Source organism: Streptomyces sp. NPDC096311 (genome assembly GCF_044763085.1).
In the GTDB taxonomy this organism is placed as follows: Bacteria; Actinomycetota; Actinomycetes; order Streptomycetales; family Streptomycetaceae; genus Streptomyces.
In genome coordinates this window covers 365,974-381,216 of the sequence record NZ_JBIWFN010000005.1, presented here as the reverse complement: position 1 = coordinate 381,216, position 15,243 = coordinate 365,974, and the positions used below count along the sequence as shown (strand labels likewise).

The 15,243-nt window shown below is 72.4% G+C and carries 14 protein-coding genes and 1 pseudogene; 5 read left to right on the top strand and 10 right to left on the bottom strand.

Translation table 11 applies throughout. From position 1 onward, the window contains the following. Window positions 1-50 precede the first annotated feature (50 nt). Genes ACIRA5_RS15965 through ACIRA5_RS15955 form a run of 3 tightly spaced genes read left to right on the top strand, consistent with a single transcriptional unit; the run spans window position 51 to window position 3,322 of the window. Complete coding sequence (locus ACIRA5_RS15965) at window positions 51-629, top strand: TetR/AcrR family transcriptional regulator (RefSeq protein ID WP_403691151.1); 579 nt, start codon at window positions 51-53, stop codon at window positions 627-629. Between the two features lie 23 nt (window positions 630-652). Then, window positions 653-2,038, top strand: a complete 1,386-nt coding sequence (locus ACIRA5_RS15960; RefSeq protein ID WP_403691338.1) for an MFS transporter — start codon at window positions 653-655, stop codon at window positions 2,036-2,038. 57 nt (window positions 2,039-2,095) lie between these two features. Further along, the gene (locus ACIRA5_RS15955) at window positions 2,096-3,322 is read left to right on the top strand and encodes a serine hydrolase domain-containing protein (protein ID WP_403691149.1); all 1,227 of its coding nucleotides are present in this window, start codon (window positions 2,096-2,098) and stop codon (window positions 3,320-3,322) included. A 6-nt stretch (window positions 3,323-3,328) separates the two neighbouring features. Here ACIRA5_RS15955 and ACIRA5_RS15950 read toward each other — a convergent pair whose 3' ends face one another. The 5 genes from ACIRA5_RS15950 to ribA all read right to left on the bottom strand — a co-directional run bounded on the left by ACIRA5_RS15950 (window position 3,329) and on the right by ribA (window position 8,508). Beyond that, window positions 3,329-4,480: a saccharopine dehydrogenase family protein gene (locus tag ACIRA5_RS15950; RefSeq protein WP_403691147.1), complete on the bottom strand. Its 1,152-nt coding sequence runs from the start codon at window positions 4,478-4,480 to the stop codon at window positions 3,329-3,331. Then, window positions 4,473-5,627 (bottom strand): saccharopine dehydrogenase, encoded by a 1,155-nt coding sequence (locus ACIRA5_RS15945; protein ID WP_403691145.1) that lies wholly within the window; start codon window positions 5,625-5,627, stop codon window positions 4,473-4,475. The genes ACIRA5_RS15950 and ACIRA5_RS15945 overlap by 8 nt, the downstream gene beginning before the upstream one ends. Continuing rightward, the gene (locus tag ACIRA5_RS15940) at window positions 5,624-6,769 is read right to left on the bottom strand and encodes an NAD(P)/FAD-dependent oxidoreductase (protein WP_403691144.1); all 1,146 of its coding nucleotides are present in this window, start codon (window positions 6,767-6,769) and stop codon (window positions 5,624-5,626) included. The genes ACIRA5_RS15945 and ACIRA5_RS15940 overlap by 4 nt, the downstream gene beginning before the upstream one ends. Then, a complete protein-coding gene (locus ACIRA5_RS15935) occupies window positions 6,766-7,743 on the bottom strand; it encodes an ornithine cyclodeaminase family protein (RefSeq protein ID WP_403691143.1) in 978 nt (325 codons plus the stop codon). Before ACIRA5_RS15935 ends, ACIRA5_RS15940 begins: the two co-directional genes overlap by 4 nt. A 75-nt stretch (window positions 7,744-7,818) precedes the next feature. Continuing rightward, window positions 7,819-8,508 carry a GTP cyclohydrolase II gene (gene ribA, locus ACIRA5_RS15930; protein WP_054234509.1) on the bottom strand — a complete coding sequence of 230 codons (690 nt, stop codon included), beginning with the start codon at window positions 8,506-8,508 and terminating at the stop codon, window positions 7,819-7,821. A gap of 49 nt (window positions 8,509-8,557) precedes the next feature. Here ribA and ACIRA5_RS15925 point away from each other — a divergent pair, with 49 nt between their 5' ends. Next, window positions 8,558-9,361 carry a creatininase family protein gene (locus ACIRA5_RS15925; RefSeq protein ID WP_403691142.1) on the top strand — a complete coding sequence of 268 codons (804 nt, stop codon included), beginning with the start codon at window positions 8,558-8,560 and terminating at the stop codon, window positions 9,359-9,361. A 167-nt stretch (window positions 9,362-9,528) separates the two neighbouring features. Here ACIRA5_RS15925 and ACIRA5_RS15920 read toward each other — a convergent pair. The 5 genes and pseudogenes from ACIRA5_RS15920 to ACIRA5_RS15900 all read right to left on the bottom strand — a co-directional run. Then, a pseudogene (locus ACIRA5_RS15920) lies at window positions 9,529-10,290 on the bottom strand (lysylphosphatidylglycerol synthase transmembrane domain-containing protein); the annotation flags it as partial. Window positions 10,291-10,547: 257 nt separating this feature from the next. After that, entirely contained in the window at window positions 10,548-11,492 is a 945-nt protein-coding gene (locus ACIRA5_RS15915) for a class I SAM-dependent methyltransferase (RefSeq protein ID WP_403691141.1), read from the bottom strand. Next, a complete protein-coding gene (locus tag ACIRA5_RS15910) occupies window positions 11,489-12,754 on the bottom strand; it encodes a glycosyltransferase family 4 protein (RefSeq protein ID WP_403691139.1) in 1,266 nt (421 codons plus the stop codon). Before ACIRA5_RS15910 ends, ACIRA5_RS15915 begins: the two co-directional genes overlap by 4 nt. Then, entirely contained in the window at window positions 12,751-13,149 is a 399-nt protein-coding gene (locus ACIRA5_RS15905) for a 6-carboxytetrahydropterin synthase (protein WP_060900963.1), read from the bottom strand. The genes ACIRA5_RS15910 and ACIRA5_RS15905 overlap by 4 nt, the downstream gene beginning before the upstream one ends. 137 nt (window positions 13,150-13,286) lie before the next feature. Continuing rightward, window positions 13,287-14,267 (bottom strand): 3-hydroxyacyl-CoA dehydrogenase NAD-binding domain-containing protein, encoded by a 981-nt coding sequence (locus tag ACIRA5_RS15900; RefSeq protein WP_403691137.1) that lies wholly within the window; start codon window positions 14,265-14,267, stop codon window positions 13,287-13,289. Window positions 14,268-14,373: 106 nt separating this feature from the next. On the opposite strand from ACIRA5_RS15900, the gene ACIRA5_RS15895 reads away from it, so the two are divergent. After that, window positions 14,374-15,234 (top strand): CDP-alcohol phosphatidyltransferase family protein, encoded by an 861-nt coding sequence (locus tag ACIRA5_RS15895; protein WP_403691135.1) that lies wholly within the window; start codon window positions 14,374-14,376, stop codon window positions 15,232-15,234. The last annotated feature ends 9 nt before the right edge of the window (window positions 15,235-15,243 follow it).

Here is a 15,243-nt window from a genome sequence, read left to right as displayed (position 1 = left end):
CGTCTACCAGAGCAGTGGACAGCGTCTACGAGGGCTGGTAGACAGTGTCTATGAGTGAAGCGGACACGGGGCTGCGGGCCCGGTTGATCGAGGTGGGCGTGGACCTGGTGACCACGCAGGGCGCGCAGGTTCTGACCCTGCGGGAGATCGCCCGTCGCGCGGGCGTCTCTCACGGCGCCCCGCGCCGCTACTTCCCGACCCATCTGGAACTGCTCTCCGCCATCGCACGCCGGGGCTTCGCCGACCTGGGTGCCCGGGCGACGGAGGCGCTGGGCGACGGAGGGGCGAGTCCCCGCGCCCAGCTCACGACGCTGGGGAGGGTCTATCTCGGTTTCGCCTTCGCTCAGCCCGGAATGTACGAGCTGATGTTCCGTCATGATCTCCTGGAGAGTGGCAAGTTGGGGCTCCGTGAGACCAGCCTGCCGCTGTTCGGCGTCCTGGTGGACCTGGTCGGCCGGGCACGCCCCGAGGCCGACGCCGCGCTCGTCGCGGGCGCCCTGTGGGCGAACCTGCACGGGATCGCCCAGTTGTGGGGCTGGGGCAGCCTCCAGCTCGCCACGGGAGTCACCGACTTCGTACCCCTGCTGGATGCCGCGCTGGACGCTCACCTCGGGCCGGAGGAGCGGTGAGCCCCTCGGCGCGGCGCCGTCTCATGCTGGCCAACAGCGTCGTCGGGGCCGTCATCGTCGCGCTGGACGGAACCGTCCTCACCGTCGCTCAGCCCACGCTGCGGCGCGACCTGGACGCGTCGTTCGCACAGGTGCAGTGGACCAGTACGGGCTATCTCATCGCGGTGGCCAGTCTGTTGGTGTTCGCGGTGCGGCTCGGGGACCGGTACGGCCACCAACAGGTCTTCGCCGTGGGGATGGTGGGGTTCGGGGCGGCGTCGGCGGGGATCGGTCTGGCGCCCGGCATCGGCTGGGTGATCGGACTACGGGTCGCCCAGGGGGGCTTCGGCGCGCTGTCGCAACCCGCCACGCTCGGGATGCTGCGCGCGGCCTACCCGCCCGACCGGCTCGGCATGCCCATCGCGCTGCGCACCAGCGCCATCGGTCTCGCCGCGGCCGCGGGTCCCCTCCTCGGCGGGGCGCTGGTCACCCAGCTGGGCTGGCGGGCCGTCTTCTTCCTGAACGTCATCCCCGCGCTCGTCATGGCCGCCCTGGCCCTGACCGTCCGAGACGCGCCCCGGGTGGCGGGCTCGGCGGCCGGACTCGACCTGCCCGGCGCGGCGCTGCTCGCCGTGGCCCTGGTCTCCCTGGTGCGCACGCTCGTCGTGCTGCCGGAGCCCGGCCGGTTCACGGAGACCGTGCTCGGGCCGGTCGTAGCGACGGTCGCGGCAGCCGCGTTCGTACGGCACGAACGGCGCGCGGCGAGCCCGCTGGTGCCGCCCGGCCTGCTCGGCTCCCCCGCGGTCGGCGCGGCGCTCGGCACTCTCGTGTGCGCCTCCGCGGCGCTGTTCGGCACGCTCTTCGTCAGCACCTACTACCTTCAGGACGTGCTCGGCCTCGACCCGTTCCAGAGCAGTCTGCGCGCGCTCCCGCTGGCCGTGATGATGGTGCTGGGCGCGCCGGTCTCCGCCGTACTGCTGCGCCGCCACGGCCCGCGCCGCACGACCGGGACCGCGATGCTGCTGCTCCTCCTCGGCGTCCTGCTGCTGTCCAGGCTCGACCGCGCCTCGACGGACCCGGCGATCGGCGCCGGATTCCTGCTCATGGGCGCGGGGTTCGTCGCGGTGATGGTGAGCGCGACGGCTGTCGTCGTGCGCGGCGCGTCCGCCGGGTCGGCCGGGGTGGCGGGCGGGCTCCAGCAGACCGCGATGAACATCGGACCGACGGTGGGGGTGGCCGTCGCGACCACGCTGGTCGGCCTGACCGGCGTCGATCTGGGCCCCGCGCTGACCGTCCTGACGGCCCTCACGGCCGTCGGCGCGCTGTCGGCGCTGCGGCTCCCGGGCCGTGCCGACGCACCGGTCGCCGAGCGGCGACCCGCCGGTCACCCACCCAGCGACGCCGCTCGCGAAGTCCGTACGAGACGATGAGGACGAGCGAGACGATGAGGACGAGCGAGTCCGAGAGCCGCAGTCCGGAGGAGAGCCATGGGACATCTGCGACAAGAGGTCGAGCCGAGCGAGGCCGGCCTTGACCCGAAGGCACTGGCCCGCCTGGACCAGCACTTCTCCCACCTGGTCGACGACCTCCGGCTGCCCGGCTACCTCGTGTCCGTGTCCCGGCACGGCCGGGTCGCGCACCTCACCACGTACGGCCACCGCGACTGCGAGGCCCGACTCCCCGTCGAGACCGACACCTTGTGGCGGATCTACTCGATGACGAAGCCCGTCACGTCGGTCGCCGCGCTGATGCTCCTGGAGGAGGGACGCTTCCGGCTCGACGACCCCGTCGCCCGTTTCCTCCCCGCCTTCGCCGAACCCCGGGTGTACGTCAGCGGGTCGGGCGCCGACATGAAGACCCGCCCGGCCGAGCAACCCCTCCTGATCCGGCACCTGTTGACCCACACCTCGGGTCTGACCTTCGGCTTCTACCACTCCCACCCCGTCGACGCGCTCTACCGCGACGCCGGTCTGGAGTCGTCGGTGGCGCCGGGCGCGGACCTGGCCGGGACCTGCGACGTGTACGCGGGCCTGCCCCTGCAGTTCGAGCCGGGCACCGAGTGGAACTACTCGGTCTCCACCAATGTGCTCGGCCGCCTGATCGAGGTGGTCTCGGGGCAGGACCTCGACGCGTTCCTCGCCGAGCGGATCTTCGGGCCGCTGGGGATGACGGACGCCGGGTTCTGCGTCACCGACGAGCAGGCCGGACGGCTCGCCGAGCTCTACGGGGAGGACGCCGAGGGCCGCATCACCCCGATCGCCGGGCTCCCTCTGCACGGCCGCCCGCGCTTCCTCTCCGGCAGCGGCGGCATGGTGGCCTCCGCGTACGACTACCACCGCTTCATGGAGATGCTCCGCCGTCGCGGCGAACTCGACGGGGCCCGGCTGCTGAAGCCGGAGACCGTGGACACGATGGCCGCCAACCACCTCCCGGGCGGCGCCGACCGCCGCGCCTTCGGCAGCGCGCTGCACCGCGAACCCGGCAACGCGGGGCTCGGCTTCGGGCTCGGGGTCTCCGTCGTGGTGGACCCCGAGATCACCCGGTCGCCGTCCAGCAAGGGCGCGTTCGGCTGGAGCGGGGTCGCCAGTACGACCTTCTGGGTCGACCCGCGCCACGACCTGACCGTGCAGTTCTACACCCAGGTCCGCCCGACCTCGTCCCACTCGATCTATCCCGAGCTCAAGCGGCTCGTGCACGAGGCGGTGCTCGGCTGAGCCCGGCTACCCCGCGCGCAGAGTGAACGGCACTCCCTCCCGGGCGAGTTCGGCCAGCCACTGCTCGGAGCGCTCCGCCGTCTCCGCGGCGCGGCCGAGGCCCGGCGGGAGCGAACCGTCCAGGATGTGGCGGACCCCGAGGGCGAGCGTGCGCGAGACACAGCGGGCCATGGCGCTCTCCTCGGCGGTGCCCACGACGTCGAGGAGGTAGCGCCCCGACCAGGTCGTGCCGGAGCCGCCGCGCACGTCGAGGGAGACGGCGAGGACGACCCGGTCACGGTCCGCGTCCGTGGTCGGATAGGTCTTCGCCAGCTCTTGGGCCAGAGCGGTGATCCGCCGGTCGTCGCCCGCCTTCAACTCATCGAAGACCGCGTCCCAGGCCCGCAGCCAGCCGTCGAGGCGCAGGGTGCCGCGCACGAAGGTCTCCGGCTTCCAGGTGCCGGGAAGCCCGTACTGCTCGACGAAGGGCACACTGTCGCGGTTGGGGTAGACCTCGAAGGCCTCGCCGTCGATCAGGTGCGGGCGGGTGGCCTCCCAGGGGCGGTCGGCGGTGGTCTCGGTGCCGTCCTCGACATATCGGGCGGGCGAGCGCAGGGCGTTGAGCACGCCCGCGGGTGCCCAGCTGAAGCGGTACCTGAAGTCGTTGGGCACGGCGGGGATGCCGCCGCAGTACGAGGTGAGGCGGTACGCGGCGGCCGACCCGGCGCCGATCTCGGCCTCGGCGCGGGCGATCAGACTGTGCGCGAAGAGGTGGTCGATGCCCGGGTCGAGCCCGCACTCGGTCAGCACCACCATTCCCGCCGCCTCGGCCGCGGGCACCTGGTCGAGGACCGCGTCCGAAACATAGCTGGAGCAGGCGAAGTGGGCGCCACGCTCGACGCAGACGGCGAGCAGCGGGGCGTGTTCGGGTGCGGGCAGCATGGAGACGACGACGTCTCCGGGGGCGAGCTCGGCGGCGAGCGCCTCCTGTGTGTACGCACGGGGCTCGGCCCGCCCGGTCAGGCCCAGCGCCTCCAGGCTGCGCGCGGCACGCTCCTCGGTGCGGTGCCACAGGCGTACGCGGTCGGCGGCGTCGCAGGTCGCGGCGAGACCGCTGCCGGTGGACAGGCCCGCGCCGATCCAGTGGACGGTGCCGCTCGCGGCCGTCACCTCAGACATCACGCGACTCCCCTTCCTCTACTTTCTCGGCTTCCTCAGCCACCCCGGCTTCCCCGGCTTCCCCGGCTTCCCCGGCTTCCCCGGCTTCCCCGGCTTCCCCGGCTTCCCCGGCTTCCCCGGCTTCGAGCGTGCGGCACGCCTCGTGGAAGCGGTCCAGGCAACGCCCCCACGGGCCGCCGACCCCGAAATCCAGCAGCTGGGGCAGCAGCGCCGCCGAGAAGTCGACGCTCGCCTCCAGCGGCAGCAGCGACGGCAGATTGTCGATCGCGATCAGGTCGAGAGCGGGCCGCTCACGGATGCGGCGGGCGGGGTGCGTCCAGTCCGTCGTGGTGTCGTAGACCGGCAGCACGTTCAGGGGGGAGCCGACGTCGCAGGTGACGTCGCACAGGGTGCGCAGCCGGCGGCCGGGCTCGTCGAGGTCCTTGTCCGTGAGGAAGGGCGGGATCGGCCGGGTGGTGAGCACGGTGTTGACCATCAACTCGTGTGCCAGCAACGCCGGTCGGTCCAGCTCACGGGTCTCGGCGAGGTCCCAGCAGGTGGGCTCGACCCCGGCCACGCCCAGCGCCACGCGGGCACCCCGGCCGCTGCGGCCGAGCGCGCCGACGACGAGGGCGCTCAACTCCCCCTGCTCGGAGGCGAGTTCCGCGTCGAGCTCCTCCTTGGAGGTGGGCCGCAACGGGGCCTTGAGGCTGCCCCGGTGGTGCAGCACCGCCAGGGCGGCGCCCAGGTACCCGGCCCAGTAGCCGAACGCGGCGAGTCTGCGCCCGTCGTCGTGCACCAGGTACTCGATGTCCAGCAGGGCCCCGCCCCCGGCGAGGAACCTGCGCAGCAGCGCCGCCGCCCCCGGCTGCCGCTTGTAGGCATGCCCGAAGAAGATATGGCGGTGTGTCAGTTCGGGGGGCTCGTCCGGGAGTTCCTTCAGTCCCACGACGACCGTGTCCGGCGGCGCCGACACCCAGGAGCCTGCTTTCGCGACCCGGCAGCCGGCGTCCTCGTACGCCTCGACGGGAAAGACCCGCTGCGGCGACTCCTCGACCGTGAGCGTCACGCCGCTCTCGATGAGCCGTCGGGCGTCCGAGGGCACGATCGGGGTACGCCGTTCGGTCGTACGGGTCTCGTGGCGCAGCCACAAGTGGAGCTCGGTCATACGAGGTTGACCTCCGGGCGCGGGGCGTCGGCGGTGAAGCGCTCGACGCTCAGGGGGCTGATGTCGACGAAGGGTACGCGGCCCAGGTACAGATCACGGATCACCTCGCCGACCGCCGGTCCCTGGAGGAAGCCGTGGCCCGAGAACCCCGTCGCGTACAGGAAGCGAGCGCACGAACGTGCCTCGCCGATCAGGGCGTTGTGGTCCGGAGTGATCTCGTACAGGCCCGCCCAGCCGCCCGTGCGACGCAGGTCGAGCAGGGCCGGGGCGCGGCGCTCCATCGCCTCGGACAGGCGGGGGATCCAGCGGTCGTGGGTGCTGGTGGCGAAGCCGGGGATCTCGTCGGGGTCGGACATGCCGAGGAGGAGCCCGGGGCCCTCGGTGTGGAAGTAGAGGCTGGTGGTGAAGTCGATGGTCATGGGGAGGTCGGGCGGCAGGCCCGGGACGGCTTCGGTGACGGCGATCTGGCGGCGCAGCGGTTCCACCGGCAGGTCCACGCCCACCATCGCGCCGACCGCCCGCGACCAGGCACCGGCCGCGCAGACGACCGTGTCGGTGGCGATCCGCCCCTGGCCGGTGACGACCGCGGTGATCTCGTCGCCGCGGGTCTCGATGCCGGTGACCTCGCGGTGTCGCAGCACGGTCGCGCCGTACCGGCGGGCCCCGGCCGCGTAGCCCTGCACGACGGACTCGGGCGTGCAGTGCCCGTCGTCCGGGGAGAACGCCGCCGCCAGCAACCCGTCGGTGGTGATCAGCGGGGACAGCCGCTGCGCCTCGGCCGGGCCGATCAGACGGCTGGGCACTCCGAGCGCGTTCTGCCGCCGTACGCCGTCCTCGAAGGCGGCGACCTCCTCGGGTGTGGAGAGCAGGAACAGATAGCCGACCCGGCGCAGCCCGATGTCCTGGCCCGGTTCCTCACCGAAACGGGCGAACGCCTCCAGACTCCGGGCACCCAGCTGGATGTTCAGCTCGTCGGAGAACTGCGCCCGGACCCCGCCCGCGGCCCGCGAGGTGGACCCGGAGGCGAGTTCGTCGCGCTCGACGAGCACCACGTCCGGTACACCGGCCCGGGCCAGGTGGTAGGCGATGCTCGTGCCCATCACCCCGCCGCCGATGACGACGACCCGCGCGCTCCCGGTCATCGGCGCGCCTCCCGGGCACGAGCGGCCGCGATCACGGCCCAGGCAGCGGCGGCGTCCTGGATGCCGAGCCCGACGCTGTTGTAGAAGACGATGTCGTCGGGGTGGGTGCGGGCCGGGTGACTGCCGGTGAGGACACCGCCGAGCGGGATCAGGTCGGCGCGGGTGAGTACTCCCTCCCGCAGCGCGTCCACGATCGGTCCCGCGTGCTCCGCCGCCGTCTCCGGGTCGTCGACCACGACCGCCGCGGCCCGCCGTACGACCTCCGTGTCGACCTCGCTGCGGGTGGGCTCGAAGGAGCCGACACTGACCACCGCGCACCCGGGCGTCAGCCACGCGCCCCGTACGACGGGTGTGCTGCTGAGCGTGCAGGCGGCGATCATGGGCTGGCCCGCGACGGCTTCCTCCGCCGTGTCGACGGCCTTGGTCGCGACGCCGAGTTCCTTCGTGAGGCGCCGCGCCGCCCGCGCCCGCCGGACCGGGTCCGGGCTCCACACCCGTACGGACCTGAGGTCTCGCACCCGGGCGACGGCCCGCGCGTGGGCGAGGGCCTGGGTGCCGGAGCCTAGAAGGCCCAGCTCCGCGCTGTCGGCGGTGGCCAGCACGTCGAGGGCGACGGCGCTCGCCGCGGCGGTGCGCAGGGTCGTGACCGCCGTGCCGTCCATGACGGCGGCGAGTTGCCCGGTCACCGGATCGAGCGCGTTGATCACGGCGTGCACCGTCGGCAGCCCGGCCGCCGTGTTGGCCGGGTTGACACTGCCGAACTTGGCGACGGCCCCGGTGTCGGCGGACAGCCGGGCGAGGTAGGCGAAGACGACGCTGTCGTCGAATCGGCTGGGGTGCATGATCTTGCCGGGGAGCTCGGCGGTGCCGTCACCGAGCGCGGTGAACGCCGCGCGCTGCGAGGCGATCGCCGCATCGGTGTCCAACAGCTCCGTCACCCGGTCCCGGGAGAGGTACAGGACGTCGTCGGTCATTCCTTGTACCTTTCCCCGCGCGCACCTCTCTCACCACAGCCCACGCCTCCGGGTGACGCCCTCGGGCGCCCGCGCTCAGGAGGAGTGGGAGACCACCACGTCCAGGTGCGGCAGGAAGTGGTCGAGTCGCTCCCGCTTGGTGCGCAGATAGGTGATGTTCTGCGGGCACGGCGGTATGAGCAGCGGGACCTGCTCGGCGACCTTGATGCCGTTGCGCTGAAGCGACTCCCGCTTGCGCGGGTTGTTCGAGAGCAGGCGTACGGAGCGGACGCCGAGGTCGTGCAGGATGTCCGCCGCGACGCGGTAGTCACGGGCGTCGACCGGGAGGCCGAGGGCGACGTTCGCCTCGACGGTGTCGAGGCCCTCCGACTGGAGCTTCATCGCCTGGAGCTTCGCGAGCAGGCCGATGCCGCGGCCCTCGTGGCCGCGGAGGTAGACGAGGACGCCACGACCCTCCGCGACGATGGCGCGCAGCGCGGCGGCGAGCTGGTCACCGCACTCGCAGTGGGTGGAGCCGAAGGCGTCGCCGGTGAGGCACTCCGAATGAAGCCGGGTGAGGACGCCTTCTTTCGTGGCGCCTTCCCCGCTCTTGCTGAGGTCGCCGACCTCGCCGTACACCAGGGCCACTTGCTCCTCTCCGCGATCGTGATCCAGGAAGCCGACCGCCTGGAAGTCGCCGTACACGGTGGGCAAAGGGGCATTCACGACTCGTTCGACACCTGTGAGGCGTGCGGTCCCGGCGAGTACTCCAAAGTTATCTGTCATGATCTGGTTCCTAAGCAGAGTCGAAAGCAGCGTCGAAAGGCCGTGAAACATGAGTGGTTCGGAAACGCGCGCGGCGGTATCCGGTCTGTTGCCGGCGGACACCACGGCGGATGTACGGGAGCGGGGGGCCGGTGTCGCCCGTGAGGTCGCCGTGCTTCCCGTCGGGAGTTTCGAACAGCACGGTGCCTACCTTCCGTTGGCGACGGACACCCTGGTCGCGTGCGCCGTCGCGGAACGGATCGCCGCCGCTCATCCGGTCCATCTCCTTCCTCCGGTGACCATCTCCTGCTCGCACGAGCACGCGGCCTGGCCGGGTACCGTCAGCATTTCCGCCGTCACGCTGCACGCGGTGGTGCGGGACATAGCCGCGTCGCTGCGCCACTCCGGCGTCGACACCCTGGTGCTGGTGAACGGTCACGGCGGGAATTACGTGCTGGGCAACGTGGTTCAGGAATCCGTCGGCACCGGTACCCGTATGGCACTTTTCCCGGCCATGGAGGACTGGGAGGCGGCGCTGGAACGGGCAGGTGTGGAGACCTCGTTGCTCACCGATATGCACGCCGGTGAAATCGAGACCTCCATTCTTCTGCACACGCATCCTGAATTGGTCCGGCCCGGTTACGAGACCTCCGATTTCGTCGCGGACGACCGGCGTCATCTGCTCACCCTCGGAATGGCCGGCTATACCGAGTCCGGCGTCATCGGCCGCCCGTCGAAGGCGTCCGCCGAGAAGGGGAAGGAGCTCCTGGCGGGACTGACCGAGGCCTTCGGGGCGTACTTCTCCTTGGTGACCGCGAAGACGCTGCCCACTGCCTGCGACGCGGCCCCGGCCAAGGGGACTTCCGGGGCGTGAACTTCGGCCGTCTCTGACGCTCGGCATTGATCATGCCCTCCTGCGTTCTCCTGCCGGGGGCGCCGCAGCGCCGCGAACCACCGGACGACCAGGACCGCAACGCCGGGCAGGGCGGCGGCGAAGCTGAGCACTCCGTAGATCACCGCGACGCTCAGGCCCATGCCGGCGCCCAGCCCGGCGGCGCCGAAGGCCCAGGCCATGACGCCTTCCCTGGGGCCCCAGCCACCGATGTTCAGCGGCAGGCCCATGGCGAGCAGGGCCAGCAGGGCGAGCGGCAGCAGCACGGCGGCGGAGGCGTGGGATCCGGCGACGCGGGCGGCGAGCAGGAACATCGCGAGATGTCCCGCCAGCACCACGACCGATGAGATGAGCACGCCCGGCCAGTTGCCGCGGGCGAGCAGCGCGCCGCGCGCCTCGGTGACCGCGGCGCGGACGGCTCCGTAGCGCCGGGACGGACCGGACCGGGCTCTGCCCCTGCGGACCGCGCCCGCCGCGACGACTCCGCACACCGAGACGATCGCCAGGATCAGGGCGAGTTGGCGGGCGTCCGCGAGGACCGGTGACGGGAAGGTGAGCAGGACCACCGCACCGACAGCCACCAGGACCGCCTGGCCCGCGGTCCGTTCGAGGACCACGGCGCGTACGCCGCGGCCGACGTCCCCGGTGCTCTGGCCGTGTCGTACGGCGCGGTGCACATCGCCGAGGACACCGCCGGGCAGCGCCGCGTTCAGGAACAGCGCGCGGTAGTAGTCCGCGACGGCGCCGCCCAGCGACAGCCGGATCCGCAGTCCACGTGCCACCAGGCACCAGCGCCAGGCGCTGAACACGGTGGTCAGCAGACCGAGCCCAAGGCCCGCCAGCAGGGTCGGGCCGTCGACCCGCCGCAGCCCGTCCAGGAAGACACCGGTACCGAGCCGCCAGAGCAGCACACCGAGGATGAGGACGCCGACGACCGAACCGATGTGCGTGCGCAGGGAGCCCCCCTTGCGGCGGGCGGGGGCCGGGTCGGCTTCCTGCCGGGCGGGGGTCGGGGCGCCGGCGGTCGGGGCCGTGTCCGCCGGGCTCGCGTCGCCGCGTACCGAAACCAGGTCCGCGTCGGCGTGGACCCGGACAGCGGTCGCCGCACCGCGCGGGCGGGACGTGTCCGCGTCGACGCCGACCGCCTCCGCCGTCCCCGCCCCGGCGCTCACGCCGCACCCCCGGTGGGCCGCGGCAGCGCCAGTACGTCGCTGTGGTGGACCCGTACGCGCAGTTCACCCGCGGCGCAGGCGGCGAGGCGGGACTGCAGATACGACTCTGCACGAGCGGCCAGCGCGGGCCGCTCCTCGACGGCCGCGCCGACCCAGCCGCGCAGCCACTCCGCCGTGAGGTCGGCCTCGTCGGCGCCGAGCCGCCAGGGGCTCGGATGCACGCGTACCGTCGCGCCGTGCCGGTCGAAGGCCTCGCAGGCCGCCGTGATCGCGTCGGGGCCGAGCAGTCCCCCGCGCCGCTGGTGGGCGTTGAACGCCTCGGCGAGCTCGGCGTCCAGCGGATCGGTCGGTGTGAACTCGACGCGCCCCACGACGGAGAGCGTGAGCAGGGCCGGCACCCCGGCGCCCGCGCAGGCCGCCGCGAGCCGGTCGATCTCCTCGCTGGTCAGCACGTCGAGCAGGGCGGACGCCGTCACCAGTGACGCCCCGGTCAGCGCGTCCGCGGTCAGCCGGCCGATGTCACCACGCTGGGTGGTGACCGTGACCCGGCTGCCGTCGGCGGCCGCCTGCGGTGCGCCCACGGTCGCGAAATGCAGCAGATAGGGGTCCCGGTCGTGCAGGATCCAGTGCTGGGCGCCGTCGAGCCGGGGGGCGAGCCAGCGGCCCATGGAGCCGGTGCCGCAGCCGAGGTCGTGGATCATCAGGTCGCCGCCGCGGCCCGGCCGGTTCGCCAGCCGGATGCGCAGCGGGTCGAGCAGTTCGGGCGCCCGTGCGGCGGCGTCCGCCGGCTCCCGCAGCTGGAGCCACTGGGGCGCGTAACGGGGCACGTCGTCGTCGGGCGCGCTCGCGCGCTGCCCCGGAACCCCGGACACACCACCCTGCACGCCCACCTCCGACACGCCCTGTTCCGGAACTCCCGACGGAGTCGCAGTCATACTCATGCCGCCCTCCGAGGCTGCTGCGGAAGACGTCCCAGCACACCGGCCAGGCTGCGGGCGGTGGTCGCCCAGCCGTCCAGTGCGGCCCGGCGACTGCGCGCGGCGGCCTTCAGCCGGCGGCGCACATCGGCCTCGCCGAACCAGCCGCGCAGTTCCACGGCGAGCGCCGCCGGGTTCTCGGGGGGTACGAGGATGCCGGGGACCCCGCCGTCGGGCGCGCGCCCGACCGCCTCGGGGAGACCGCCCACGTCGGTCGCCAGCACCGGGATCCCGCGCGCGAGCGCCTCGGTGACGGCCATGCCGTACGTCTCGGCGTAGGAGGTGAGGACCATGAGGTCGGCCGCCGCGTAGCTCGCGTCGAGTTCCGCGCCCGCCTGTGGTCCCGCGAGGTGCAGCCGGTCACCGAGCCCGTACTTCTCGATCAGGCCGCGCAGCTGGGCGACGTACGTCTGGTCCTGGGTGAGTCCGCCGACGCAGACGCAGCTCCAGGGCAGGTCGGTGACGGTGGCGAGGGCCTCGATCAGCCGGTGCTGGCCCTTGCGCGGGGTGACCGCGGCGACGCACAGCAGTCGGGAGACGCCGTCGGTGCCGGAGGCGAGGGGCGCGATGTCGGCGCCCGGGGCGGCGACATGGACCCGTTCCGGGGCGAGCCCGTGGTGGGCGACCAGCCGGCGGACGGCCCAGTCGCTGGTGGCGACGACGGCGGACACGGCCCGCAGCGTCGCCCGTTCCTTCGCGTCCAGCTCGGCCGCCACGGCGGGCGCGAGCCCGGTCTCGTCGCCGAGCGGCAGGTGCACCAGGACGGCGAGACGCAGCCGTTCGGCCTCGGGGACGACGATCTCGGGGACGCCGCAGGCGACGAGCCCGTCGAGGAGGACGACCGAGTCGTCCGGGAACTCACTGAGCGTGCGGGCCAGCTCCGTACGGGCGGAGGCCGACGGCCGGGGCCAGCTGCCCGCGACGGCGTGCTTGTGGACCTGCCAGCCGAAGCCGGGCAGGTCGAGACAGAGCCGCCGGTCGTAGGCGTTGCCGCCGCTGGGCGCGGACGCGTCGTCGACACCGCCCGGCATCACGAAGTGCACGGAGCGCAGGGACATGGGGATGATCTCGGCGTTCTTGAGAGCCGTGTGCTGCACGGGCACGTAGTTCAGGGAGGCCTGGTCGCCGTTCACGGCCGCGGGGCCGGTCTTCGGGGACACCTGACCGGTTTTCGGGGGCACCTGACCGGTCTTGGGGGACGCCTGGTCCATGGTCGTGTCGGTCACAGCGCACGCTCGTAACTCGCCCAGGCGATGTGCGACTCGTGCAGGGTGACCGTGATGCCCGCGAGGCCCTGGGCGCCCTCGCCGAGGGCCCCGGCGTGCACGCGCTCGGCGAGGCGGTCGGCGATGACCTTGGCCAGGAACTCCGTCGAGGTGTTGGTGTTCTTGAAGTCCGGTTCGTTGTCGAGGTTGCGGTAGTTCAGCGCGCTCACGACGGCGCCGAGTTCCTGCGTGGCCAGACCGATGTCGACGACGATGTTGTCGTCGTCCAGCTCGGCCCGACGAAACGTGGCGTCCACCAGGAACGTCGCCCCGTGCAGGCGCTGCGCGGGCCCGAAGACCTCGCCACGGAAGCTGTGGGCGATCATCAGGTGATCGCGGACGGTGATGCTGAACAACGGACGACCCTCCAGGTGCGGCACGTCTGATCCCCTGCCGGGACCATGCCGTGTAGTACGGCTGCCCCGTTCTCCTTGTTCAGCTTCCTGTTCCCCTTTCTTTGCAGTTTTTGGAGGTCAGGCAGGTTGTTCAGTGCTCAAACGCCTTCGTAGACGACGCGATGGCACAGGCCGGGTATCGATCCGGAGGCCAACTTCGGCATCACGTCGGGCAGTTCGTCGAAGCCGCACTCACCGGTGACGAGCGCGTCGAAGGCGGGCTCGGCGAGCAGTTCCAGGGCGAGTGCCAGCCGATCGGCGTACGTCCGACTGGCGCGCCGCGCCGGGGAAACGGAACCCACCTGGCTGCTGCGCACGACCAGGCGCCGTGAGTGGAAGGCCTCGCCGAGCGGCAGGCTGACCCGCCGGTCGCCGTACCAGCTCATCTCCAGGACGGTGCCCTCCTGGGCGAGCAGCTCCAGCGACCGGGTGAGCCCGGCCTCGGTGGCGCTGGCGTGCACGACGAGGTCGCACTCGCCCGCGGCGTCCGCGGGGAGCGCGAAATCGACGCCCAGGGCGCGGGCGATCTCGGCGCGGGCGGGGTCGGCGTCGACGAGCTGGACGCGTACGCCCGGGAAGCGGGCGAGGAGCGCGGCGATGGAGCAGCCGACCATGCCGCCGCCCACCACGGCGATCCGGTCGCCGACCAGCGGTGCCGCGTCCCACAGGGCGTTCACCGCGGTCTCCACGGTCCCGGCGAGCACGGCGCGCGGGGCGGGGACGGAATCCGGTACGACGGTCACCGCGCTCAGCGGCACGACGTAGCGCGTCTGGTGCGGATACAGGCAGAAGACGGTCCGGCCACGCAGACCCGCCGGGCCTTCCTCCACCTGGCCGACGCTCAAATAGCCGTACTTCACCGGTGCGGGGAAATCCCCGTCCTGGAACGGTGCACGCATCGAAGCATGCTGACTTTCCGGAACGCCGCCGCGGAAGACGAGGGTCTCGGTTCCCCGGCTCACTCCCGAGTAGAGCGTGCGCACCAGCACCTCCCCCTCGGCGGGGGCCGGCAGGGCGATCTCGCGTATCTCGGCGTGGCCGGGCGAGCTCAGCCAGAAGGCACGAGCTGTGAGTTCCATGAGCGTCCCCCTGAACGATTCAGCAGATCTTCACGTACGGAGCGGTGACAAGCCGCGCACTGTACGCGGCGTTGATCGACTCTGTCATACGGCCGGAGGATGTGCGGTGGCCCTGAACAACACGTACGACGCGAGGCTCTTGGCGCAGGAGACCACGGTGGGAGCGGGTCTGCAGCTCCTGGTGCTGGCTCTGCTGGGCACGGCGATCGGGATGGGGCCCGCGGGCTGGCTGACCGGTCTGGCCTTCGCGCTCGCCACCTGGGCGGTTCTGACCCGTGCCCTGCGTCGCTCACGGCCCCGTTCCTTCGGACCGGCCAATCGGGTGACGCTCGGCCGGGCCATCCTGGTCGGCGGGGTCACCGCCCTGGTCGCGGACTCCTTCGAGAGCTCGCCCCCGGTCAGCCTGCTCGTCGGTCTCACGGCGGTCGCCCTGATCCTCGACGGGGTGGACGGCAAGGTCGCCCGGCGCACCGGCACCTCGACCGCGCTGGGCGCCCGCTTCGACATGGAGGTGGACGCGTTCCTCATCCTGGTGCTGAGCGTGTACGTCTCGATGTCGCTCGGCCCGTGGGTGCTGCTGATCGGCACCATGCGGTACGCGTTCGTGGCGGCGGCCCGGGTGCTGCCCTGGCTGAACGCGGCCCTGCCGCACAGCATGGCGCGCAAGACCGTGGCGGCCCTTCAGGGAATCGTGCTGCTCGTCGCGGGCGCAGGGATCATGCCCGTGGAGGGCAACGCCGCCGCGGTGCTCCTCGCGCTCGCCTCGCTCATCTGGTCGTTCGGCCGTGACATCACCTGGCTGTACCGCCACCGCCACCCGGTCGAGGAGCGGGAGCAGGCACAGGAGCGGGCGCGGAAGACGGAGCGAGTGCAGGAGCAGGAACGAGTCTTGGAACAGGAGCAGGAACGGGTCCTGGAGCAGGAGCAGCTGGTGCGGGACGGCGTCCGCGAGCTCGTCGAAGCGTGAGGCCGCGGC

Coding starts and splice junctions, on each gene's coding strand:
- ACIRA5_RS15940 (WP_403691144.1), bottom strand. CDS start 6,769: ATGACCGGGAGCGCGCGGGTCGTCGTCATCGGCGGCGGGGTGATGGGC.
- ACIRA5_RS15925 (WP_403691142.1), top strand. CDS start 8,558: ATGAGTGGTTCGGAAACGCGCGCGGCGGTATCCGGTCTGTTGCCGGCG.
- ACIRA5_RS15960 (WP_403691338.1), top strand. CDS start 653: ATGCTGGCCAACAGCGTCGTCGGGGCCGTCATCGTCGCGCTGGACGGA.
- ACIRA5_RS15950 (WP_403691147.1), bottom strand. CDS start 4,480: ATGTCTGAGGTGACGGCCGCGAGCGGCACCGTCCACTGGATCGGCGCG.
- ACIRA5_RS15915 (WP_403691141.1), bottom strand. CDS start 11,492: ATGAGTATGACTGCGACTCCGTCGGGAGTTCCGGAACAGGGCGTGTCG.
- ACIRA5_RS15945 (WP_403691145.1), bottom strand. CDS start 5,627: ATGACCGAGCTCCACTTGTGGCTGCGCCACGAGACCCGTACGACCGAA.
- ribA (WP_054234509.1), bottom strand. CDS start 8,508: ATGACAGATAACTTTGGAGTACTCGCCGGGACCGCACGCCTCACAGGT.
- ACIRA5_RS15955 (WP_403691149.1), top strand. CDS start 2,096: ATGGGACATCTGCGACAAGAGGTCGAGCCGAGCGAGGCCGGCCTTGAC.
- ACIRA5_RS15900 (WP_403691137.1), bottom strand. CDS start 14,267: ATGGAACTCACAGCTCGTGCCTTCTGGCTGAGCTCGCCCGGCCACGCC.
- ACIRA5_RS15935 (WP_403691143.1), bottom strand. CDS start 7,743: ATGACCGACGACGTCCTGTACCTCTCCCGGGACCGGGTGACGGAGCTG.
- ACIRA5_RS15965 (WP_403691151.1), top strand. CDS start 51: ATGAGTGAAGCGGACACGGGGCTGCGGGCCCGGTTGATCGAGGTGGGC.